This window comes from Kitasatospora sp. NPDC004745, from assembly GCF_042873275.1.
GTDB lineage: Bacteria > Actinomycetota > Actinomycetes > Streptomycetales > Streptomycetaceae > Kitasatospora.
In genome coordinates this window covers 259,384-281,512 of the sequence record NZ_JBIALK010000003.1, presented here as the reverse complement: position 1 = coordinate 281,512, position 22,129 = coordinate 259,384, and the positions used below count along the sequence as shown (strand labels likewise).

The following is a 22,129-nucleotide window of genomic DNA, read 5'->3' as shown; positions in this document are numbered from 1 at the left end:
GCAGTAGGGGCCGCGGTGGGGGCCGTCAACCTGCCGGTCGGAGCCGGACCCTCAGCCGGGGCCGAGCGCCGCCAGCAGCTCCGGGCCCGACCACCGCCGCGCCGCGCCCGGACCGGCCCGCTCGGCCTCGCGGACCAGCTCGACCAGCCGGGCGTTGGCCGGCGCCGGCAGACCGTGGCGCCGGGCGAGGGCGATCACCTCGCCCTGGAGCGAGTCGATCTCGGTGGGGCGGCCGCGCTCCAGGTCCTCCCACATGGACGAGCGGGCCCGCTCGTCGATCCGCAGACCGGCCGCCGCCACCCGCCGGAAGAGCGCGTCGGGCAGCCCCAGCAGCCCGGGCGTCCAGCGCGGCGGCACCGGGCCGAGGCGGGCGGGCGCGACCCGGGCCGCCCGGAAGGCGGCCAGCGCCTCCCGCTGGCACCGGGCCAGGCAGGCCCGGTACGCCCGGGTGCCCAGCTGCTCGCGCAGCGGCAGGCCGGAGAGGGCGTTCACCGCGTTGTTCAGGTTCATCAGCAGCTTCGCGGCCTGCACCGCGGGCATGTCCGCGCGCAGCACCAGCCGGAGGCCGCCGGCCCGGGCCGCCGCCGCGAACGGCCGCGCCTCAGGGGCGTCCTCCAGCATCAGCGCACCGCCGCTGCCCTGGTGGACGGCGGCCGGCCCGCTGCGCAGCACGTTGTACGGGACCATCCCGGCGAGCACCCGGTGTCCCGGTAGCCCGGCCCGCAGTTCCGCGGTGTTGTGCAGGCCGTTCTGGAAGCTGATCACGGCCGCGCCGGGGGCCAGCCGGCCGGCCAGCTCGCGGGCGGCCGCCCGGGTGTCGGCGGACTTGACGGTCACCAGCACGTAGTCCGCCGTCGCGGCGGCGTCCGCGTCGGTGGCGACGGTCAGCCCGCGCACCTCCCGCCGCGCGCTGCCGGGCCCGGTCAGCGTCAGCCCGTCCCGCCCGACGGCCGCCATCGCGGCCGGCCGGCCGATCAGCGTGACGTCCGCGACCGCGGCGAGCATGCCTCCGAGGTGGCAGCCGATGCTGCCGGCGCCGAGCACCGCGATCCGCGCTCTCCGCTCCACTCGCAGCCCCACCCGTAGCTCCTTTCCGGGAACGGTCCGCCGACGCCCGGTCAGCCGGCCAGGTCCGGGTCGGTCGCGCGGATCTGCTCGAACAGCGGCTGCGCCTGGAACCAGCCGGCCAGCTGCCCGCCGACCTGCCCGCGGGTGATCAGCGCGGTCTCCCGGTCGATCGACTTCGGGCTGCCGGCCGCCATCGCGAGCAGCTGGGCCTGGCAGGAGCGCTCCATCGTGACGAACCACCAGACCGCCTCGGCGACGGACCCGCCGACCGTCAGCAGGCCGTGGTTCTGCAGGATCACGGCCTTGTACGCGCCCAGGGCGGCCGCGATCCGCTTGCCCTCGTCGACCTCGTTCACCACGCCGCGGTAGTCGCTGTACAGCCCGTGGTCCTCGAAGAACGCGCACGCGTCCTGGGTGAGCGGGTCGAGGGTGATGCCGAGGCTGGAGAAGGCCTTGCCGTGCAGCGAGTGCGCGTGGGCCGCCGCGATCGCGTCCGGGCGGGCCGCGTGCACCTGGGAGTGGATCACGAACGCGGCCCGGTTCACCGGCCGGCCGCCGTGCAGCAGGGTGCCCTCGTGGTCCACGAGGATCAGGTCCGAGGCCTTGATCATGCTGAAGGGCATCCCGAACGGGTTCACCCAGAAGCGGTCGGGGTGTTCCGGGTCGCGCACGGTGATGTGCCCGGCCACCCCCTCGGAGAAGCCGAACCGGCCGAACAGCCGGAACCCGGCGGCGAGTTGTTCCTTCCGGTACTGGCGTTCCGCGGCCACCGAGTCGAAGCTCGGCGGGAGCGGCAGGGTGACACCGGCGGGCAGTGGTCCGACGGCGGCGGCGAGCGCGGCGGGCAGCGGGGTGCCCGCGCCGGAGGGCGGTGGGGTGCTCATGGGCCCAGAAGATACAATGATGTATCCGATACGACAATGGATCCGATCTGCCGGCGGACCCGACCGGCGGCGACGCGACCGGCGTGGGACCGGATCTGCCGGCTCCGAGTGAACCGGGACGCCACCGATGCCCAAGGGTGAGACCAAACGACGTCCGCGCACCCGCGCCGCACTGCTCCGGGCCGCGCTGGAGACCTTCGCCGAACAGGGGTTCCGGGCCGCCACCATCGAGCAGATCTGCGAGCGGGCCGGCTACACCCGCGGCGCGTTCTACTCCAACTTCAGCAGCAAGGAGGAGCTGTTCCTCGCGCTGTTCGACGAGCACAGCGACCGCATCGTCCGGCGGATGACCGACCTGGTCGACTCGATCGCCACCGAGGACCTCACCGTGCAGGCACTGGTCGACGTCCTCTGCGAGGTCGAACCGGCCGAACGCGACTGGTACCTCGTCACCACCGAGTTCACCCTGCACGCCATCCGCGACCCGCAGGCCGCCTGGGTGCTCGCCCAGCACGACGCCCGGCTGCGCGCCCAGCTGGCCCGGGCCCTCACGCACCACCTGGCGCGGGCCGGGCGCACCCTCACCGCGGACCCGGACGAGGTCGCCCGCCTGCTGGTCGCGATCCGCGAGGGCGGACTGGCCCAGAGCTACGTCGAACCCGGTGAACTGCCGCCGGGCAGGCTCGAACAGCGCTTCCTGGAGCCGCTGTTGACGGCGCTGACCACGGAGTCCGGCGCGCCCTGACGGCCGGAGCCGGCGCGCCCTGACGGCGGGCGCGGCGGCGTCGGGCCCCTCGGGGTCAGAGCCGGTCCGCCCCGTCCGCGGCCGGACGGCGGCCCCAGGCGGTGATCATGCCGGGGGAGAGGTCGGCCAGCTCCGGGGAGGCCAGGTAGGCGAGCGCCCGGTCGAGCTCGCCCGGTTCCAGGGCGGTGCCGGCCTCCAGGGCGTCGCGCATGCTGAGCCAGGTGCTCCGCCAGAAGGCGGTGACCGGCGCGTCGGGGGTCAGCGGCGGCACGTGGACTTCCGCGCCGACCTCGCGCAGGCCCAGGCCCCGCAGCACCTGCGGGTAGCGGGTCACCCAGGTGACGTCGGTGCCGATCCGCTCGCGCAGGGCCTGCCACATGGCCGCCATGGTGTGCCGGTAGGCGAGCTGCGGGGAGTCCGCCGTCGTCAGGTCGACGGCGTCGCCGACGACCAGCCAGCCGCCCGGGGCCACCCAGTCGGCCAGGCGCGCCAGCACCTCCGCGTGCTGGGGCAGGTGCATCAGGACGAAGCGGCAGTGCACCAGGTCGAAGCGGCCCGGTGCCAGCGCCGGATCGGTGACGTCGGCGGCCATCGTGTGCAGGCGGCCGACCGGGCGGGCGTTCACGAACCGCGGGTCGCGGTCGAGCGCCAGCACCTCGTCGACGCCGGCCTCCCCGGCCAGCCAGCGGCTGATCGTCCCGGTGCCGGCGCCCACGTCGAGGCAGCGCCACCCCGGCCCGACACCCAGGGCGGTGAGCCTGGCCCGGGTCACCGCGTCGTAGGCGAGGGCGCCGTAGTCGATGCGCTCGCCCTCGCCGGTCTCCTCCGGGGGGAAGAGGTCCGTGCCGTAGTGCCCCTCGTCCGGGGCTGCGGCAGCCGAGGACCGGGCGGCCCCGGCCCGGCCACCCTCGGGCCCGTCGTTCCGGGGCTGTTCGTCCAAGGGTCGGTCATCCACGGGAGCTCCTCACCGAAACACCGAAACGGGGCGGCGCGGCCCGGCGCCCGCCCGTCGCCCGGACAGCGGTCGACGACCTGTCACCGTCCCACCCGCGGCCGTCCCCAACCGCCCACCGCCCCGATCCGACCCGAACGGCCCCCGCCCGGCGGCCGGACGCCGGGCGCGACACGGCGGCCCCGGAACCGCGGAGTAGCCGCCGCCCGGGGGCAGAGTGGCCCCGTGAGTGAGAACGCTGTGCCGGTCGACGGCGAGGAGCACCGGGCCGGCTGGTTCGAGCTGTTCTTCGACCTGGTGTTCGTGGTCACCGTCGCCGTGCTCGCCCACGGCCTGCACGGCGACCCGGGCGCCGCGGACTTCGGCAGGTTCCTCGTCCTGTTCTTCCCGGCCTGGTGGGCCTGGGCGAACCTGACGGTGACCGTCAACGTGTTCGGCTCGGCGACGCCGCGGATGCAGGCCGTCCTCCTCGTGGCGATGCCCGGACTCGGCCTGATGGCGGCCGCCGCACCCGAGGGGCTCGGCGCGCGGGCGTGGGCGTACGCGCTGGGCGCGGCCTGGGTCCGGCTGGCCCTGTTCGGCATCTGGTGGGGCCACGCCCGGCGCCGGGACACCCCGCTGCCGCTGTGGCGCCCGCTGGCGTACTGCCTGCTGCCGGCCGTGATCTGGGGGGTCTCGGCGGTGTTGCCGAGCCCGGAGCGGTTCGTGCTGTGGGGTGTCGGGATCGCCCTGGAGGCGGTGCTGCTGGCCGTCCGGGCCGGGGTGTCGCCGGAGTTCTACGAGCGGATGTCGATCGAGCACCTCGTCGAGCGGATCGGCCTCTTCGTGGTGATCGTGCTCGGCGAGAGCGTCTTCACCGTGGTCTCCACGCTCGCCGACCACTTCACCGCCGCCTCGGCCGCCGCCGCGCTGCTGGGCTTCGTGGTGGTGGCCGAGCTGGCCCAGGCGTTCTTCCGCTGGGGGACGTCGGCCGCCGTCCGCGGGCTCGACCGGGCCCAGGCGGGCGGTGCCAACACGACGATCCGGGACACCGTGATGTACCTGCCGTTCGTGCTGGTCGCCGGTGTCACGGTGCTCTCGGGCGCGCTCGGCACGGCCGTCGCCGAACCCCGGCACCCCCTGCCGCCGGGCGCCCGCTGGGCCCTGTGCGGCGGGATCCTCGCCTTCTACACCGCCAACGCGGCCATCTCGCTGCGCTACGGGGACCGGGCCCGTACCGTCCTCGGCTGGTACGCGCCGGCCCTGGTCCTCGTCCTGGGGGCGCTGGCCCCGGCCGCCGTCCTGCTGCCGGCCTGGGGCGCGGTGGGGGTCGGGGCCGCCGTGGTGCTCGCGCTCACCGCGCTGGCCAAGCACCGCACCCGCGCCGGCTCCGGGGAGGGCTGAGCACGGGTGCGGACCCGGGGCGCAGCCCCCCGGGGCGTCCTCCTCGCGGGACCGGCTCCGCGAGTGCCGGGAACCGGCGGGTCCACCGGTGCCGTCAGCCGGACCGGCCCGCGCCGGTGCGGCGGGTGGCGATCAGGTCGGCGTACCGGCGGCCGCTGGTCTTCACCGTGCGCCGCTGGGTCGGGTAGTCGACGTGGACCAGGCCGAAGCGCTTGTCGTAGCCGTACGCCCACTCGAAGTTGTCCAGCAGCGACCACGCGAAGTACCCCGCCGGCGCGGCCCCCCGGGCGGCCGCCCGGGCGCAGGCCGCCAGGTGCTCCTGGAGGTAGTCGGCGCGCTCGGGGTCGTGCACGGCGCCGTCGGGGGCGACGGTGTCCGGGTAGGCGGAGCCGTTCTCGGTGACGAAGATCCGCCGCACCCCGTAGTCGTGCGCCAGCCGCACCAGCAGCTCCTCCAGGCCCGGGGCGTGGACCTCCCAGGGCATCGCGGTGTGGCGCGGGTTGGGGCCGGGCAGCTGGCGGAACCGGGGGGCCGGGCCGTGCGGGTCGTCGGCGACGATCTGGCGGAAGTAGTAGTTGAGGCCCAGCCAGTCCAGCGGCGCCGCGATCAGCTCCAGGTCCCCGTCCCGCAGCGGCAGGTCGACGCCGTACTCGGCCCGCATGTCCGCCGGGTAGCCGCGGCCGAGCACGGGGTCGAGCCACCAGCGGTTGACGTGGCCGTCGGCGCGGACGGCGGCCGCGAGGTCGGCCGGCGCGTCGGTCGCGGGCTCGATCGGGCTGAGGTTGTTGACGATGCCGATCCGCGCGCCGGGCGCCGTCGCCCGCAGGGCCCGGACCGCCAGGCCGTGCGCGAGGTGGAGGTGGCAGGAGGCCCGGACGGCCGCGGTGAGGTCGGTCAGCCCGGGGGCCATGGTGCCCTCCAGGTGCCCGATCCAGGCGGAGCAGAGCGGTTCGTTGAGGGTGGCCCAGTGCGTGACGCGGTCCCCGAGCCGCTCGCCGACCGCCGTCGCGTACTCGGCGAAGCGTTCGGCGGTGGAGCGGACCGGCCAGCCCCCGCGGTCCTGCTGGGCCTGCGGGAGGTCCCAGTGGTAGAGGGTCGGGAAGGGTTCGATGCCGGCGGCGAGCAGGCCGTCGACCAGCCGGTCGTAGAAGTCCAGGCCGGCCTGGTTGACCCGGCCGTCCGCGAGCGGCACCACGCGCGGCCAGGCGATCGAGAAGCGGTAGGCGTCCAGCCCGAGGGAGCCCATCAGGGCGACGTCCTCGGGCCAGCGGCGGTAGTGGTCGCAGGCGGTGTCGCCCGTGTCGCCCCCGGCGACCCGGCCGGGGGTGTGCGAGAAGGTGTCCCAGATGGACGGTGCGCGGCCGTCGGCGTCCACCGCGCCCTCGATCTGGTACGCGGCGGTGGCGGCCCCGAACAGGAAGTCGGCGGGCAGGGCGCTGAGGTCGGTCACGGGGCGGCCTTTCGGCGGGTCGGCGGGCTGGCGGGAGGAGGCTCCGGGGCGGGGGCTGGTTCCGGTCACTTGACGGCTCCGGCGGTCAGCCCGGCGACCAGGAAGCGCTGGAGCAGCAGGAACCCGGCGACGACGGGCACGCTCACCACGAGGGAAGCGGCCATCACCTGGTTCCAGTAGACGTCGCTGAGCGTCGCGTAGCCCTGGAGGCCGACGGCCAGCGTGCGGGTCGAGTCGTCGGTGAGGACGGAGGCGAACAGCACCTCGCCCCACGCGGTCATGAAGGCGTACACGGCGACCGCCACGATGCCCGGGCGCGCCGCCGGGACGATGATCCGCACCAGCGCCCGCACCGGCCCGCACCCGTCGACGAGGGCGGCCTCGTCCAGGTCGCGGGGGATGGAGTCGAAGTAGCCGACCAGCATCCAGATCGAGAACGGCAGCGAGAAGGTCAGGTAGGTGAGGATCAGTCCGCCGCGGCTGCCGTACAGCGGCAGCCCGGTCGCGTTGCCGACGTTGACGAAGATCAGGAACAGCGGCAGCAGGAACAGGATCCCGGGGAACATCTGGGTGGACAGCACCGTCACGGTGAACAGCCGGCGCCCGCGGAACCGGTACCGGCTCACCGCGTACCCGGCGAGGATCGCGACCAGCACCGAGCAGACGGTCGAACCGGCGGCCACGATCAGGGAGTTGACGAGGTACCTGCCGAGCGGCACGGTGTGCCAGATGTCCAGGTACGGCCGGAGCGTCACCGTGCTCGGGATCCAGCGGAACGGGCCCTGGACGTCCCGGAGCGGTTTGAGCGAGCTGGAGAGCATCACCAGCACCGGGGTGGCGGCGAACACCGCCAGCACGGTGAGCAGGATCCGGCGCAGCCACCGGAAGGACGCGGACGCCCCGATCATCGCGCACTCCTCCGTCGTGGGGCCGCCCGCCGGGAGGTGAGCCGCAGGTAGCCGGCCGTCACCAGCAGCAGGAAGAGCAGCAGGAGCACCGACATGGCGGAGCCCGCGCCGAAGTTCCAGGTGACGAACGAGGACTGGTAGATGTGGACGGACACCAGGTCGGCCGCCTCCGGGGCGGACCTGCCGAACAGCAGGTAGGGCGTGTTGAAGTCGTTGAAGGTCCAGAGGAACAGCACGAGCACCAGGACGAGGTTGACCGGCCGCAGCGACGGCAGGGTGATCCGGCGGATCTGCTGCCGGATGCCGGCGCCGTCGAGGGCGGCCGCCTCGTAGAGCTCGCGCGGGATGTTCTGCAGTCCGGCCGTCACGGTCAGGAAGGCGAACGGCCAGCTGCGCCAGACCGAGACGGTGACCAGGGCGGTGAAGCTGTTGTCGCCGAGCAGCCAGAACGGCTTGTCGTCGACCAGGTGGAGCTGGTCGTGGAGGACGTGGTTGAGCAGGCCGGTGTCCCGCTGGAACACGAACGACCAGGTGATGACCGCCGCGTACACCGGCAGCGCGTACGGCAGCAGGAACAGGGCGCGCAGCAGGGCGCGGCCGCGGAACGCGTCCTGCAGCAGGACGGCGGCCACCGTGCCGAGCAGCCAGGAGAGGCCGACGGCCAGGACGGTGAACGCGCAGGTGACCCAGAAGGAGTGCAGCAGCGCCCGGCCGACCGGGGCGTGGAAGTCCACGGCCACACGGTAGTTGGTGAACCCGGACCAGGGCGCGGCGGACCAGTCGCGGAGGGTGAACTGGGTGAGCTGCTTGAAGCTCATCGCCGCGCCGACCACCATCGGGGTCAGGTGGACGAGCAGTTCGAGGAGCAGGGCCGGCAGGAGCAGCAGGTAGGGCAGCGCGGCGCGGCGGCGGGCGCGCCGGTCGGGGCGCTGGGGGCCGGCCGCCGGCGGCGGCGCGGGCGCGGGGGAGGCGGCCGGCGTGGCGGACGGGCGGGCGGTGGCGGGTCCGGACACGTCAGCGGGCCGGCATCTGCTGCTGGGCCTTGCCGAGCTCGGCCCGCACCGTGTCGTCGGTGACGGGCCGGCCCGCGGCGGCGGCACCCATCAGGTTCTTCACCGCGGTGCCGACCAGGGTCTCGAACTGGCTCTCCTCGGTGACCTGGGGCAGCGGCGCGGAGCTGGTCCTGAGCACGTCGGCGAGGGTCCTGAGCTCGGGCGTGGCGAAGGCCGGGTCGGCCTGGGCCTCCTTGACCGGCGGGATCGAGCCGTAGGCCCGGTTGAGCTGGACCTGCTCCTCGGTGCCGGTCAGGAACTTCACGAACTTCAGCGCGCCGTCGGCGTTGTGGCTGTTGCGGAAGACGGCGAGGTTGATGCCGGCGACCATGGAGGTGGTGGCCCGGGCCCCGGCGGCGCCGGCGGGCGCGGGGACGGGGGCGACGGCGTACTCCTCGGGCTTCATCCCGTGCGAGGCGAGGTTCGCCCCGGCGGACTGCCACAGCAGCATGGCGGCCCGGCCGGTGGCGAAGTCGGTGACGGACTGGTTGTTGCCGTACTCGGCGTTGCCCGGGGCGGCGATCTTCTCGGTACCGAGCAGTCCGACGTACTGCTTGACCGCGGCCACCGCGCCGGGGCTGTCGAAGGCGGGCCGGCCGGACGCGTCGAAGAAGTCGGTGCCCTGCTGCTTGGCGAGGGTGAAGGCGTGGTGGACGTTCTCGGAGACGTTGCCGCCCTCGAGGGCGAGGCCGTAGCGGTCCCCGGAGGTGAGCCGGTGCCCGTCGGCCACCAGCTCCTCCCAGGTCGCGGGCGGGTGGTCGATGCCCGCCTCGGCGAAGAGCCGCTTGTTCCAGTACAGGCCGTAGGCCATCGAGTAGAGCGGCAGGGCCGCCGGGTCCTGCCCGGCGGCGCCAGTGGAGGCGAGTGCGGAGGGCAGGAAGCGGTCCTTGCCGCCGGTCCGGTCGAGGGCGGCGGCGTCGAAGGGCAGCAGGGCGCCGGTCGCCTGCAGGGAGGCGGACCAGGTGTTGCCGATGTTGAGGACGTCGGGCCCCTGGCCGGAGGTGGTCGCGGCGAGGATCCGGTTCAGCAGGTCGGACCAGGGGACGACCTCCAGCTTGACCTTGATCCCCGTCTGCTGCTCGAACTTCTTCAACTCGGGTTCCAGGACCCGGCGGTCGTCGTCCAGGCTGGTGCCCTGGTTGGACGCCCAGTAGGTGAGCGCGGTGGGGCTGCTGTTGTCGCCGGCGCCCTGGCCGCCGCAGGCGGTGGCGGTGAGGACCAGTGCGGCGGCCAGCGAGGCGGCCGCGGCCGTGCGGCTGATGGGCATGATGGTGGCGCCCCTCTCGGACGGGTTCGGGGGAGGGAATGCGATCCGGAGACGAAGGGAAGTACGCTGTGCAGCGGCTTACTTCACGGCGTGATTTAAAGGCCGTGGGTCGCCACGCGTCAAGGGATCGGACAATCGGTGACTGATCGTCAGGAGGGGTGCCCGTGACCGGGCGAGGCTGGAACACGGTGCGCGACCTGCGCAGGGGCAGCCGGTCCACCGTGCTGCGGAGGCTGTACTTCGACGGGCCGCTCAGCCGGCAGGAGCTGGGCGCCCTCACCGGGCTCAGCGCGGGCTCCGTCAGCAACGTGACCGGTGAGCTGCTGGCCGACGGCCTGATCGAGGAGTGCGGCTCGGTGGGTTCCGACGGCGGCCGTCCGCGGACCATGCTGCGGGTCGCCGCCGGCCGGGCCAGACTGGTGGGCGTCGACGTGGGCGAGACCCAGGTCCGGGTCGGCCTGTTCGACCTGACCCGCACCGAACTGGCCGCCAGCGACCGGCCGCTCACCGACCGGGGCCGCGACGCCGGCCACGTGGCGGAGCTGATCCTCGCCGGCCTCGCCGACGTGCTCGAACGCACCGGCACCGCCCCCGGGGCGGTGCTCGGCGTCGGCGTCGGCGTGCCCGGCATCGTCGACCAGGGCGCCCCCGGCACGGACGGGCTGGGCGTCGTCGTGCACGGCCAGACCGTCGGCTGGGACGCCGTCCCGCTCGGCCGCCTGCTGCGCGCCGGCACCGCGCTGCCGCTGTTCGTCGACAACGGCGCCAAGACGCTCGGGCAGGCCGAGATGTGGTTCGGCGCCGGGCGCGGCGCCCGGCACGCGGTGGTGGCGCTCTTCGGCTCCGGCGTCGGGGCCTGCGTCATCGCCGACGGCGCGCGCTACCGCGGGGCGAGCAGCAGCGCGGGGGAGTGGGGGCACACCAAGGTGCACGTCGGCGGGCGGCGCTGCCGCTGCGGCGCCCGCGGCTGCCTGGAGGCCTACGTCGGCGCCGAGGCCCTCGTCGAACGCTGGGGCGCGGCCCCGCCGGGCGACGAGAAGGCCGGGCTGGCGGCGCTGCTCGCGGCGGCCGAGGCCGGGGAGCCGGCGGCCGTCGGACTGCTGGACGAGGCCGCCGAGTACCTCGGGGCGGGGATCGCCGACCTGGTCAACCTGTTCAACCCGGAGCGGATCGTGATCGGCGGCTGGGCCGGACTGCTGCTCGGGCCCCGGCTGCTCCCCGGCATCCGCGCCGCCGCCACCGGGTACGCGCTGCGCTTCCCGTACGAGCACGCCCTGATCGTGCTCGGGACCCTTGGGCCGGAGGCCGTGACCATGGGGGCCGCCACCCTGCCGCTGTCGGACTTCCTGGATTCCGGCGGGCGGACCCCGGATCGTTCGCATCTCTCCGATGCCAGCGCATAGTTCACGCCATGACGAAAGTGGGGCGGGACGGGTTGACAGTGCGCTGCGGCGGCCGGAGACTCCCCGTCAGGGACGGTCCCCGGACCAGAGGCCCGGGCGATCCCCCGACCCGTCCCGCCGGTGGACCCCCATCGCCGTGGCCCGGTGAGCCCGCCCAAGGGCCGGTGCCGCGGCCGCGCGCCACCGGCCACCCCCACCCACCTCACCAAGGGACATGCCGATGAGGCATTCTTCAGCACGCCGGCGCCCGTTGCCGGGCGCCGTCCTGGGCCTGCTCGTGTTCCTCGCGTCAGCCCTGGCGGTGCCCTCCCCGGCCGCCGCCACCCCCGCCCACCCGGCCGCCGCCGTTTCCCCGGCCGCCGGTGCCGCCTCCGCCGCCGCCCCCGTTGCCGCGGGCGCGGACTGCGGCACCGACAACGCGGCCAAGGGCCGGCCCGCCACCGCCTCCAGCACCGAGAACGCGGGCACGCCGGCCGGCGCGGCCGTCGACGGCGACCCCGGCACCCGGTGGTCCTCCGCCTTCGCCGACCCCCAGTGGCTCCAGGTCGACCTCGGCGCGGTCCGCCAGGTCTGCCGGGTCGTCCTCGCCTGGGAGACGGCGTACGGGAGTTCGTACCAGATCCAGGTGTCGGACGACGGCTCCTCCTGGCGCACCCTGTACGGCACCACCAGCGGCAAGGGCGGCACCGAGACCATCCCGGTCACCGGCAGCGGCCGCTACCTCCGCCTGAACGGCCAGGCCCGGGGCACCGGTTGGGGCTACTCGCTGTGGGAGCTCCAGGTCGGCACCTCCGACGTGCCGCCGGTCCAGGGCGGTGGGGACCTCGGGCCCAACGTGCTCGTCTTCGACCCGTCGACGCCCGGCATCCAGGCCACCGTCGACCGGGTCTTCAAGCAGCAGGAGTCCAACCAGTTCGGCTCCGAGCGCTACGCACTGCTGTTCAAGCCCGGCACCTACGGCGGCAACCTCAACGTCCAGCTCGGGTTCTACACCTCCATCGCCGGCCTGGGCCTGCGACCCGACGACACCACCGTCAACGGGGACGTCACCGTCGACGCCGGCTGGTTCAACGGCAACGCCACCCAGAACTTCTGGCGCTCCGCCGAGAACCTCGCCCTCAACCCGGTCAACGGCACCGACCGCTGGGCCGTCGCCCAGGCGGCCCCGTTCCGCCGGATGCACGTCAAGGGCGGCCTCGACCTCTCGCCCGCCGGCTACGGCTGGGCCAGCGGCGGCTACATCGCCGACAGCCGCATCGACGGCAGCGTCGGCAACTACTCCCAGCAGCAGTGGTACACCCGCGACAGCGCGATCGGCGGATTCACCAACGGCGTCTGGAACCAGGTGTTCTCCGGCGTCCAGGGCGCGCCCGCCCAGAGCTTCCCCGACCCGCCCTACACCACGCTGGACACCACACCCATCTCCCGCGAGAAGCCCTTCCTCTACCTGGACGGCGCCGACTACAAGGTGTTCGTCCCGGCCAAGCGCACCGACGCCCGCGGCGTCTCCTGGGACGGCACCCCCCAGGGCGAGTCGCGCCCGCTCAGCCACTTCTACGTCGTGAAGCCGGGCGCCACCGCGGCGACCGTCAACGCGGCCCTCGCCCAGGGCCTCGACCTGCTGTTCACCCCCGGCGTCTACCACCTCGACCGGCCGATCGCCGTCACCCGGCCCGACACCGTGGTGCTCGGCCTCGGCCTGGCCACCCTGGTGCCCGACAACGGGGTGACGGCCGTCCAGGTCGGCGACGTCGACGGCGTACGGCTCGCCGGCCTGCTGGTCGACGCCGGCCCGGTCCGCTCCTCCGTCCTGGTCCAGGTCGGACCCGACGGGGCCAAGGGCAACCACGCCACCGACCCGACCACCCTCCAGGACGTGTTCGTCCGGGTCGGCGGCGCCGGCGCCGGTGCCACCACCACCGGCATCGTCGTCAACAGCAACAACGTGATCGTCGACCACACCTGGATCTGGCGGGCCGACCACGGCACCGGCGTCGGCTGGGACGTCAACCCCGCCGACTACGGCCTGGTCGTCCGCGGCGCCGACGTGCTCGGCACCGGGCTGTTCGTCGAACACTTCAAGAAGTACGACGTCGAGTGGTCCGGCGAACGCGGGCGCACCGTCTTCTTCCAGAACGAGAAGGCCTACGACGCCCCCGACCAGGCCTCGATCCAGAACGGCTCCACCCTCGGCTACGCCGCCTACAAGGTCGACGACAACGTGACCGTCCACGAGGGCTGGGGCCTCGGCAGCTACTGCTACTTCAACGTGGACCCGACCATCCGCATGGACCACGGCTTCGAGGCGCCGACCCGTGCCGGCGTCCGGTTCCACGACCTGCTGGTCGTCTCCCTCGGCGGCAAGGGCCAGTACAACCACGTCATCGACGGCACCGGCGCCGCCACCTCCGGGACCTCCACCACGCCGTCGACCGTGGTGGCCTACCCGTAGGGCCGGCACCCGCACCGTCGGTCGGGCTGCCGTCGGTCGGCCCGGACGAGGAGCCCGGTACGGCCGGGGCCGCCACCACCCGGTGGCGGCCCCGGCCCCGTGCCGTCCCGGGCCCTCCGCGCGCCCTCCGCGCGACCGCCGCCGCCGCGCCAGCCGTCGCGCCCGCACGGGTGAGCGGCCCGGCGTGTCGGTGCGGCCGACCGCGGACGCGCTGCGAGCCTGGTCCGCGGCCAGGTGTCGGACGGGCCGCACACCGGCACCCCGATCCGACTCCAGGAGCCCCCTTGCGCATCCGGTCGTCCCTCCCGCGGCTGGCCGCCGCCGTCATGGCCGTGCTCCTCGGGCTCTCCGGATGCTCCAGTTCCGGCTCCGCGCCGCGCCCGGCCGGATCGCACGGGAGCTCCCCGCCCGCCGACGAGACCGCCGCCGGCGGCCCGCTGGTCGGCGACCCCGCCCTCGTCCAGGACGAGCGGTCCTGCGCCGCCCAGGAGGGCAACGCCCCCTGGTACCCGACCATCGCCGCCTTCGAGGTGCACGACTCCAACCGGACGCACCGCTACGGCTGTGCGCACTACACCGGCGCGCCGTCCGGGAACCAGGTGTACGCGTACAGTTCGCAGCAGGTCTACGCCACGCCGTACAACATCGTCGACCGCGGCCCCGACGAGCTCTACGTCTACGGCGGCGGCTACGGCGACGACCCGGGCGCCTCCGGCTCCTTCGTCTCCCGGGTCGAACCCGGCACCTACAACGAGGTCTGGCGCAGCGTCCTCATCAACACCAACGCGACCGACGAATGGAACTACCCCGGCGTCCTGAACGTCCTCGCCGACGGCAGCCTGGTGGTGATCTACGGCTACCACATCGCCCGGATCGACCCGGCGACCGGCGACGTCCTCGCCCGCACCACCCTCCCCACCGGGCAGTCGGCCCCCCGCGACACCGCCTACAACGGCTACGACGCGCTCCCCGACGGCACCATCGTCGCCAAGACCGTGAACCGCCAACCCGGCTGCACGGAACAGGGGTTCAGCGCCTTCCTGAACTGCCCCGACCCGACGTCCGCACCGCCCTCGGTCATGGTGGCGATCGACCCGAAGAGCCTCCAGGTGGTCTCCCAGGTCACCCTGCCCGAGATGATGGGCGGGCGGATCACCACCGCGACGCTCAACGGCACCCAGGAGATCTACCTGCCCGGCGCCACCAAGCTCTACCGCTACACCTACCAGAACGCCGCCTTCGCCCCCGACCCCAGCTGGGGGCCGGTGTCCTACCTCAAGGACGGCCAGACGGCCGCCTCCGCCATGGCCGTCATCAACGACTACGTCGTCGCGATGACCAACGGCGGCAAACCGACGTCGACCCCGATGAGCGTGGTCGCCGTCTCCCGGAGCGACTCGACCAAGGTGGCGAACGTCCAGCCCTTCGCCGACAGCGGCACCAAGAACAGCTTCATCCCGTCGATGGTCTCGGTCGACCCCGAGAACAACCGGGTCTACGCGATGGACGCGGGCGCGGGCAAGCTCGCCGGACTCGACCTCACGAACGGCATGCTGTCGGTCGCCTGGACGCAGGACCAGACGACGCTCAGCTTCACCACCCTGCTCGGCCCCACGAACCAGCGCGTCCTGATCGGCACCGACATCCCCGTCAAGTTCTTCCAGGGCCTCAAGAAGTACACCACCGAACAGGTCGTGTGGCGCGACGCCGGCAGCGGCGCCGAACTCGCCCGCTCCAGCCAGCTGCCGAAGATGACCCAGGGCATCCTCGTCACCCCGGGCTACGCGGGCCTCCAGTACTTCCTCACCGCCGACGGCCACATCACCGGCCTCCAAGTCGCCCCCACCCCCACCAGCCCCTCCCCGACACCCCCCTCCACCCCGTCGACCGCGTCCACCCCCGCCACCCCGTAGGGGCGGCGAGAACCACCTCCCCACCTCCCGGTGTCCCTGGTACCAGGTGCTCAGGCTCGGCGGACTCACCGCGTAGTCTTCACAACCGCCCCTGTCAGAACCGTTCCCACCCACCGAGGAGCCCCGTGGCCACGCATGCCGAACTCGCCGAGCTGTTCAGCCCGCAGGGGGTGATCAGGCTCGACCGGCGGGAGGCCGTCCGGCACGGGATCGCGGGCGCGGACGTGGAGACGCTGGCCGGGACGGGTCTGCCGGCGCGGCTCGACGTGATCTTCGGCCTCGACGTGCCCGGGGAGCCGTCGGCGTTCTCCATGGTGCCCATCGACACCGGCGACCAGGTGGTGCAGGTCCTGTGCCTCGGTGGTCCCACCGGGGCGACGGACATGCGGTACTGCCTCGACCTCGAGGACGGCTACGTCATCCTCCTGACGCTCGGGGAGGAGCCCGCCGCCGAGGTCGTGAACAGCACGCTCGCGGACTTCGTGGAGTTCCTGTACCGCGTCGGCCTGCGTCTGGAGCACATCAGGAAGGTCACCGACGAGCAGATGGACGAGTACACCCGGGAGCTCCGCACCTATCTCTCCGCCCAGGACCCTCGCGCGTTCGCCGAACCGGACAGCTGGTGGAGCATGGTCTTCGACCGCCTGCTGGGCGAGGACCTCTAGCCCCCGCCGCGACCCGCCGGTGGGGGGCGGGTGGGTCAGGGGGTGGGGAGGGCGTCGATCTCGGCCCAGACGGACTTGCCGTCGGCGTGGGGGACGGCGCCCCAGCGGGTGGCGGCCTTCTGGACGATGAAGAGCCCGTGGCCGCCGGGCAGGCCGGGGCGGTGGGGCACGCGGGGCTCCGGCAGGGTCGTCGAGCCGTCGGCGACCTCGATGCGCAGACGGGTCTCGGAGGCGTCGAGGAGCAGGAACACGGGGCCGCCGGCGTGCAGCATGGCGTTGGCGACCAGTTCGGCCACGAGCAGGACGATGTCGTCGGCGCCATCGGCGTCCGTCGGCCACGACCAGTCGGCGATGGCCTGGGCCGTGAACGCCCTGGCGCGGGCGACGGGTTTGGGCAGCCCGGCCAGGTGCAGTCGCCGGCGTTGTCCGCCGGGTGGCAGCGTGGGGCCGGCGTCCGGACGGTCGTCGTCCAGGGTTGCCCGGCTCGTCGTCATGTGCGGGGGCCCCTTCGGAGTCGGCGCTGTGGTCCGTGTTGCCTGCTCGGTTTCCCGGTCACTGACGGATTATGCGTGTCGTGGGCCGGTTCCGTCCCCGGGGGGGCCGGTGTCGATCGGGAGCGGGCCGGTCAGAGCGGTGCGGTGAGTGCGGTGTCGAGGGTCGGGTGGATGGAGAACACCGTGTCGGCGCAGGTCAGTTCGAGCAGCCGGAGCACCGTGGCCGAGGGGGCCGCGAGGCGGAACTCCACCTCCGCGGTGGTGGCCGCCATCCTGGACTGCAGCAGCAGGTTCAGGCCGGAGGAGTCGCAGAAGTCGACCCGTCCGAGGTCGACGACGAGCAGCGGCGGGTGGCCGCGCAGCAGGTCGTCGAGCGCCGCCCTGGCGGGCGCCAGGGTCTCGATGTCGAGGTCGCCCGCGAGGGCGCACACGGCCGCCCGGTCGTCGGTGTGCCAGGTCCGGACGTCCAGGTCGGGTTCGGACAGGGCCTTCGGCTGGTAGTGGCCGGCGACCGGCACGGTCGTGGACTCGTTCTCTGCAGGCATCGTCATCTCGGCTGGCATCGTCGTCGTGTCCCCTCCACGGGTGTGCTCCACGAGCCTACGCACGTCACCCGGGGCTCGGCCAGGCCCCGGGTGACGTGCGCAGCGTCGGGCGTGCTTCTCGCACCGCGTTCCGGCTCAGGCGCTGGTGGTGAGGTCCTCGCGCAGTTTCCTCAGCGTGCGGCTGAGGAGGCGCGAGACGTGCATCTGGGACAGTCCGAGGCGGGCGCCGATCTGGGACTGGGTGAGTTCCTCGCCGAAGCGCATGGACAGGATGAGCCGGTCGCGTTCCGGGAGGGCGGCGATGAGGGGCTTGAGGACGACCAGGTTCTCGATCGTGGCGAACCGCGTGTCCTCCAGGCCGAGGCGCTGGGCGAGCGGGCTGGCCTCCTCCTCGCCCTCGATGGCGGGGGAGTCGAGCGAGCCGGCGGTGTGGCCGTTGGCGGCGGCGAGCCCCTCGATCACCTCGTCCTCGGTCAGGTCGAGGTGTTCGGAGAGTTCACGGACCGTCGGTGCGCGGCCGAGGCGCTGGACCAGCACGTCGCGCGCCTTGGCGAGGTCGATGCGCAGCTCCTGCAGGCGGCGCGGCACGTGCACGGCCCAGGTGGTGTCGCGGAAGTGCCGGCGGATCTCGCCGAGGATGGTCGGCAGGGCGAAGGTGGTGAACTCCGCGCCGTAGTCGGGGTCGAAGCGGTCGATCGCCTTGATCAGGCCGACCGAGCCGACCTGCAGCAGGTCCTCGTCAGGCTCCTGACGGTTGCCCAGGCGCCGGATCGCGAACCGGACCAGGGACAGGTTGAGCTCGATCAGGGTGCCGCGCACGTAGGAGTACTCGCGGGTGCCCTCCTCGAGCGTGGCGAGCCGGGCCAGCAGGACCCGGGTCAGTTCGCGCGCGTCGGCGGGTGCGACCTTGCGCGGGTCCTCGATCCCGGCGAGCTCCGGCGCGACGGCGAGTTCCCGGGCGCCGGATCCGGCGACGCCGGGCACGTCGACCGCGGGGGCCTCGTTCCCGGCCGGGGCTGTCACGCGGTGGAGGAGTTCGTCACTGGTCGTGGCCATGTCGGTCCTTTCCCCTCGGCGTACGGTCCGTCCCTGGGTACCCGCCGAGGCCGGAGGCATGCGTCTTCCGGGTGTGAGGATTGTGTGTGGACGATCGGGCGGGTGCATGGCGGGGCGCCCGGGCGGGCGGTGGGCGCCGGGCGGTCGCGGGCGTGACGGAGTCGCTGCGCTCCGTGCATGCCGGGCGGGGATCGGGGCACCCGGACCCGCGCGGGCCGTCGCGTCGGCGGCGGCCGCGGGGAGCGGTTTCCCGATGAGGAGGAGACGACGATGGGGCGGATCGAGGAGTCGGTCGAGGTGGCGGCGCCGCTCGACGAGGTCTACGGGCAGTGGGTCCGGTGCGAGGACTTCCCGCAGTTCATGCGGGGCGTGGTGAGCGTCGACGTGTCCGGCCCCGGGAGCAGCAGCTGGGTGGTCGGGACGGCGGCCGGCCGGCGGGAGTTCGAGGCCGTGACGACGGAGGTGGTGGAGGGCGAGCGGGTGGCCTGGGACGGCGGCGCCGGGGAGGTGCGGCACAGCGGCGTGGTGACCTTCCACCACGTGGACGACCGGACGACCCGGGTGATGCTCCAGCTGGAGATCGAGCCGCACGGGATCTGGGAGCACCTGGCGGAAGCGCTGGGCTTCGTCGACCGCCGGGTCATCGACGACCTGAACGACTTCAAGCACCACGTCGAGCGGGCCGCGGCCGGGCCGCAGGGCGACTGAGGCCGGGCCGTCGGAAGTCGGGTGGCATGAAGTGCGGGATCGGGGGCAGCCGAGCCGTCACGACACACCGGGCCCGCCGAGGGCGGCCCGGTCCGCGAGGAGACGAACGGAGGCAGTCATGACCGAGCGCCGTGACATCTGGGAGTTCCGCACCGCCGCCGGGCACACCGCCGGCACCGACCTCATCGGCTTCCACGTCGAGGCCACCGACGGCTCGATCGGCAAGGTCGACAAGCTGTCCGAGGTGGTCGGTGAGCAGTACCTGGTGGTCGACACCGGCCCGTGGATCTTCGGTCGGCGGGTGCTGCTCCCGGCCGGCACGGTGACGCGCATCGAGATCGCGGAGCAGCGGGTCTACGTCGACCGGTCCAAGGACGAGATCAAGAACAGCCCGGACATCGACGAGGACGGCCCCGAGCAGGAGGCCGACAGCCGCGCACGCTTCGGGGCCTACTACGACCCCTTCTACGGCGGTCGGATCATGTGATCGAGGAGCGGTGACGCGCGCCGGGCGCGCGGAACGACCGCATGCACAGCCCACGAGCCACACCCGCCCGGCGCGGCCCGCCGGACGCGCCGGAAATGAAAGGCCGGTCCGGGACGGTCACGGGAGTCCGTGGCCGCCCCGGACCGGCGGAACCCGGGAAAGGGGAACCCACTCCATGGAACGTCTTACGGCCCGGATCACGATGCGGTTGATGACCGGCGACGAACGCAGCCGGGACCTGGACGTCGACTGGTCCTTCCGGGCCGACGCCCCGCACACCGTGGACCTGGACTTCGGCTCCTACCAGGCGAGCTCGGTGTGGACGCTCTCCCGCGACCTGCTCATCGCCGGCCTGCGGGCGCCCGCGGGTGAGGGGGACGTGCACATCGAGCTGTTCGACGACACCCGCGTGCTGATCGCGCTCGCCGGCGCCGAGGGCATCGCCCTGCTCGCCGCCTCCGTCGACGCGGTCGACGGGTTCCTGGCCGCGACCGCCCGGGTCGTCCCGCCCGGGTCGGAACACACCCGGATCGACTGGGACCAGGGCCTGGCGGACCTGCTGGCCGCCTGACCCGCCGCACCACCGAGAGGAACACCCGATGACCGTCGCACCCGCCCAGCCCGGCCTCCCGCCGCCGCCCCCGGAGCCCCCGGCACCGACCCGGCCGCCCGGCCCTCCGGTGGTGCCCGACCCCCCGGCGCCGCCCGGCTCGCCGGTGCCGCCGCCGGATCCGGCCCCGGGGCCCGGTGGCCCGGACACGCCGCAACCGGTCCGTCCCCGGGTGCCCGAGCCGCCCGACTGAGCCGCCCGCCCGAGCCGCCCGAGCCGGGCGAGCCGCCCGCACCGCCGACGTGGGAACCGGAGCGGGAACCAGAGCGGGAAGGAGAGCAGGAGAGATGTGGTGGAGTCTGCTCCGCCTCGCCGTCGTCGGCGTCGCAGCCGCCCTCGTCACCTACGGCCTCGACCGGCTGGCGCGGGTGGTGGCGCGGCGCCTGGAGGCTCCGGGGAGCGCCACCGGCGTGTTGAGTACGGTGCGCAGGTGCCGCCGGCCCGTCCTGGCGCTCACCGGGTGCCTGCTGCTCGCCGCCGCGCAGCCCTGGATCGACGCGCCGCCCGCCGCCCGCGAGGGCCTGCGGCACCTGAGCGTGATCCTCGCCATCGCCTCGGGCGGGTGGCTGTGCGCCCGGCTGGTGGTGCTCCTCGTGGACGGCGCCGTCCGGCTCGCCGTGCACCGGCGCGACCCGGCCTGGGCGGGCCGCGCCCGGACGCAGGCCAGCCTGCTCGGCCGGATCGGCCAGGCGATCGTCGCCGTCGCGACCCTGGGCGCCGTCCTGATGACCTTCCCGGTGGTCCGCGTCGTCGGGACGAGCCTGCTGGCCTCGGCGGGGCTGGTCGGCGTGGCGGCGGGCGTGGCCGCGCAGAGCACGCTCGCCAACGTCTTCGCCGGGGTCCAGATGGCCTTCGGGGACCTGGCCCGGATCGGCGACGTCGTGGTGGTGGCCGGCGAGTGGGGGACGGTGGAGGAGATCACCCTGACGGCCGTGGTGATCGCGACCTGGGACCAGCGCCGGCTGGTGATGCCGATGTCCTACTTCGTCGGCCGGCCGTTCGAGAACTGGTCCCGCCGCTCCAGCCGGATCACCGGGACGGCGCTGCTGCACCTGGACCACCACGCCCCGGTGGGCCTGCTGCGGGAGGAGTTCGAGGAGTTCCTGGCCAAGAGCGAGCTGTGGGACGGCCGGGGCAGCGCCCTCCAGGTCGTCGACACCACCCCCACCACGATCGTCGTCCGGGCGCTGGCCACGGCGGCCGACGCCGACGACGCGTTCGAGCTCCGCTGCCGTCTGCGCGAGCACCTCATCGGCTACCTGCGCGACCACCACCCCTACGCGCTGCCCCGCCTCCCGGTGGCGGAGGCGCCCGCGCGGCAGGCACCCGCGCGGCGGCCACCCGCGCCCCGGCGCGGCGACACCTCGTAGCGGGGCCGCGCACGCCGGTGCCCGGCCGCTCCCGACGGGGAGCAGGCCGGGCACCGGCGTGCGGACGGCGGGGGCGGGCCGGGCGTCAGGCCGCCCGCAGGAGCGGGCGCAGCGCCCCGCCGCGCAGCCGGCCGACCGCCGGTGCGGCGAGGCTGCGGGCCGCGGCGGTCACCGCGAGCGAGACGAGGGCGCCGGTGACGAGCGCGACGCCGACGTCGTGCGGGTAGTGGGCGCCGACGTAGACCCGGGAGAAGGCCATCAGCAGTGCGGCGAGCGCGGCGACGGCGGCGAGCCGGCGGTCGACCAGCACGAGCGCCGCGGCGACGGCGGCCGCGACGGTGGTGTGGTTGGACGGGAAGGCCCAGTCGTCGGGGGCGGGGCAGGCCTCCAGGAGGAAGTCGTGCGGCAGGGCGCGACACGGGCGGGGCTCGGTGAAGACGCTCTTGATGGCGTCGTTCGCGAGGTAGGCGAGGACGGCGGCGACGGGTGCGGCGAGCGCGGCGGCCATGACGCGGTCGCTCCCGCGGCGGGCGGTCCACCAGCCGGCCAGCATGAACAGCGCGAACAGGCCGATGCCGTAGCTGGTGTAGGCGGTCATCGGGCCGTTCAGCCACGCGGTGTGCCGGGCGAAGTCGGTGACCGTCGTGTAGAGGCTGCCGTCGATGCCCGCGCCGTCGAGGGCGGCGAGCTGGGCGGGAGTGGTCATGGGTGCGCTGT

The 22,129-nt window shown here is 74.1% G+C and carries 21 protein-coding genes; 10 read left to right on the top strand and 11 right to left on the bottom strand.

Annotated elements, in window-relative coordinates:
* Positions 1-51: 51 nt before the first annotated feature.
* Entirely contained in the window at positions 52-1,044 is a 993-nt protein-coding gene (locus tag ACFYUY_RS08155; protein ID WP_387899542.1) for a 2-dehydropantoate 2-reductase, read from the bottom strand.
* A 74-nt stretch (positions 1,045-1,118) separates the two neighbouring features.
* Positions 1,119-1,952 (bottom strand): class II aldolase/adducin family protein, encoded by an 834-nt coding sequence (locus ACFYUY_RS08150; protein ID WP_387899129.1) that lies wholly within the window; start codon positions 1,950-1,952, stop codon positions 1,119-1,121.
* Between the two features lie 127 nt (positions 1,953-2,079).
* Here ACFYUY_RS08150 and ACFYUY_RS08145 point away from each other — a divergent pair, with 127 nt between their 5' ends.
* Positions 2,080-2,697, top strand: coding sequence for a TetR/AcrR family transcriptional regulator (locus ACFYUY_RS08145; protein WP_387899127.1), 618 nt, complete (start codon positions 2,080-2,082; stop codon positions 2,695-2,697).
* A gap of 55 nt (positions 2,698-2,752) precedes the next feature.
* Here the strand turns inward: ACFYUY_RS08145 and ACFYUY_RS08140 are convergent, their stop codons facing one another.
* A complete protein-coding gene (locus ACFYUY_RS08140; RefSeq protein ID WP_360214696.1) occupies positions 2,753-3,652 on the bottom strand; it encodes a methyltransferase domain-containing protein in 900 nt (299 codons plus the stop codon).
* A 222-nt stretch (positions 3,653-3,874) separates the two neighbouring features.
* On the opposite strand from ACFYUY_RS08140, the gene ACFYUY_RS08135 reads away from it, so the two are divergent.
* Positions 3,875-5,032 (top strand): low temperature requirement protein A, encoded by a 1,158-nt coding sequence (locus ACFYUY_RS08135; RefSeq protein WP_360214698.1) that lies wholly within the window; start codon positions 3,875-3,877, stop codon positions 5,030-5,032.
* Positions 5,033-5,126: 94 nt separating this feature from the next.
* Here the strand turns inward: ACFYUY_RS08135 and ACFYUY_RS08130 are convergent, their stop codons facing one another.
* From ACFYUY_RS08130 to ACFYUY_RS08115, 4 genes are all read right to left on the bottom strand, one after another.
* Positions 5,127-6,482, bottom strand: a complete 1,356-nt coding sequence (locus ACFYUY_RS08130; protein WP_360214700.1) for a GH1 family beta-glucosidase — start codon at positions 6,480-6,482, stop codon at positions 5,127-5,129.
* A 65-nt stretch (positions 6,483-6,547) separates the two neighbouring features.
* The gene (locus tag ACFYUY_RS08125; protein ID WP_387899124.1) at positions 6,548-7,390 is read right to left on the bottom strand and encodes a carbohydrate ABC transporter permease; all 843 of its coding nucleotides are present in this window, start codon (positions 7,388-7,390) and stop codon (positions 6,548-6,550) included.
* Positions 7,387-8,403 (bottom strand): carbohydrate ABC transporter permease, encoded by a 1,017-nt coding sequence (locus ACFYUY_RS08120; RefSeq protein ID WP_387899121.1) that lies wholly within the window; start codon positions 8,401-8,403, stop codon positions 7,387-7,389. The genes ACFYUY_RS08125 and ACFYUY_RS08120 overlap by 4 nt, the downstream gene beginning before the upstream one ends.
* Before the next feature lies 1 nt (position 8,404).
* Positions 8,405-9,709 carry an ABC transporter substrate-binding protein gene (locus tag ACFYUY_RS08115; RefSeq protein ID WP_387899118.1) on the bottom strand — a complete coding sequence of 435 codons (1,305 nt, stop codon included), beginning with the start codon at positions 9,707-9,709 and terminating at the stop codon, positions 8,405-8,407.
* A 164-nt stretch (positions 9,710-9,873) separates the two neighbouring features.
* On the opposite strand from ACFYUY_RS08115, the gene ACFYUY_RS08110 reads away from it, so the two are divergent.
* The 4 genes from ACFYUY_RS08110 to ACFYUY_RS08095 all read left to right on the top strand — a co-directional run bounded on the left by ACFYUY_RS08110 (position 9,874) and on the right by ACFYUY_RS08095 (position 16,142).
* Positions 9,874-11,112: an ROK family transcriptional regulator gene (locus ACFYUY_RS08110; protein ID WP_360214708.1), complete on the top strand. Its 1,239-nt coding sequence runs from the start codon at positions 9,874-9,876 to the stop codon at positions 11,110-11,112.
* Positions 11,113-11,332: 220 nt separating this feature from the next.
* Complete coding sequence (locus ACFYUY_RS08105; protein ID WP_387899115.1) at positions 11,333-13,564, top strand: discoidin domain-containing protein; 2,232 nt, start codon at positions 11,333-11,335, stop codon at positions 13,562-13,564.
* 284 nt (positions 13,565-13,848) lie between these two features.
* Positions 13,849-15,477: a hypothetical protein gene (locus ACFYUY_RS08100; protein WP_387899113.1), complete on the top strand. Its 1,629-nt coding sequence runs from the start codon at positions 13,849-13,851 to the stop codon at positions 15,475-15,477.
* Positions 15,478-15,602: 125 nt separating this feature from the next.
* Positions 15,603-16,142 carry an SUKH-4 family immunity protein gene (locus tag ACFYUY_RS08095; RefSeq protein ID WP_387899111.1) on the top strand — a complete coding sequence of 180 codons (540 nt, stop codon included), beginning with the start codon at positions 15,603-15,605 and terminating at the stop codon, positions 16,140-16,142.
* Positions 16,143-16,177: 35 nt separating this feature from the next.
* Here ACFYUY_RS08095 and ACFYUY_RS08090 read toward each other — a convergent pair whose 3' ends face one another.
* From ACFYUY_RS08090 to ACFYUY_RS08080, 3 genes are all read right to left on the bottom strand, one after another.
* Complete coding sequence (locus tag ACFYUY_RS08090; protein ID WP_360214716.1) at positions 16,178-16,636, bottom strand: ATP-binding protein; 459 nt, start codon at positions 16,634-16,636, stop codon at positions 16,178-16,180.
* Positions 16,637-16,767: 131 nt separating this feature from the next.
* Complete coding sequence (locus ACFYUY_RS08085) at positions 16,768-17,187, bottom strand: STAS domain-containing protein (protein ID WP_360214718.1); 420 nt, start codon at positions 17,185-17,187, stop codon at positions 16,768-16,770.
* A 129-nt stretch (positions 17,188-17,316) separates the two neighbouring features.
* On the bottom strand, positions 17,317-18,237 hold the full coding sequence (locus tag ACFYUY_RS08080; RefSeq protein WP_387899108.1) for a SigB/SigF/SigG family RNA polymerase sigma factor: 921 nt from the start codon (positions 18,235-18,237) through the stop codon (positions 17,317-17,319).
* A 270-nt stretch (positions 18,238-18,507) separates the two neighbouring features.
* Between ACFYUY_RS08080 and ACFYUY_RS08075 the strand changes: the two genes are divergently transcribed.
* From ACFYUY_RS08075 to ACFYUY_RS08060, 4 genes are all read left to right on the top strand, one after another.
* A complete protein-coding gene (locus ACFYUY_RS08075; RefSeq protein ID WP_387899107.1) occupies positions 18,508-18,945 on the top strand; it encodes an SRPBCC family protein in 438 nt (145 codons plus the stop codon).
* A 118-nt stretch (positions 18,946-19,063) separates the two neighbouring features.
* Positions 19,064-19,432: a PRC-barrel domain-containing protein gene (locus ACFYUY_RS08070; RefSeq protein WP_360214723.1), complete on the top strand. Its 369-nt coding sequence runs from the start codon at positions 19,064-19,066 to the stop codon at positions 19,430-19,432.
* Positions 19,433-19,607: 175 nt separating this feature from the next.
* A complete protein-coding gene (locus ACFYUY_RS08065; RefSeq protein WP_387899104.1) occupies positions 19,608-20,003 on the top strand; it encodes an SsgA family sporulation/cell division regulator in 396 nt (131 codons plus the stop codon).
* 326 nt (positions 20,004-20,329) lie between these two features.
* Positions 20,330-21,412 (top strand): mechanosensitive ion channel domain-containing protein, encoded by a 1,083-nt coding sequence (locus tag ACFYUY_RS08060; RefSeq protein WP_360214727.1) that lies wholly within the window; start codon positions 20,330-20,332, stop codon positions 21,410-21,412.
* 85 nt (positions 21,413-21,497) lie between these two features.
* On the opposite strand, the gene ACFYUY_RS08055 is transcribed toward ACFYUY_RS08060, so the two are convergent.
* On the bottom strand, positions 21,498-22,118 hold the full coding sequence (locus ACFYUY_RS08055) for a phosphatase PAP2 family protein (protein ID WP_360214729.1): 621 nt from the start codon (positions 22,116-22,118) through the stop codon (positions 21,498-21,500).
* Between the last annotated feature and the right edge of the window lie 11 nt (positions 22,119-22,129).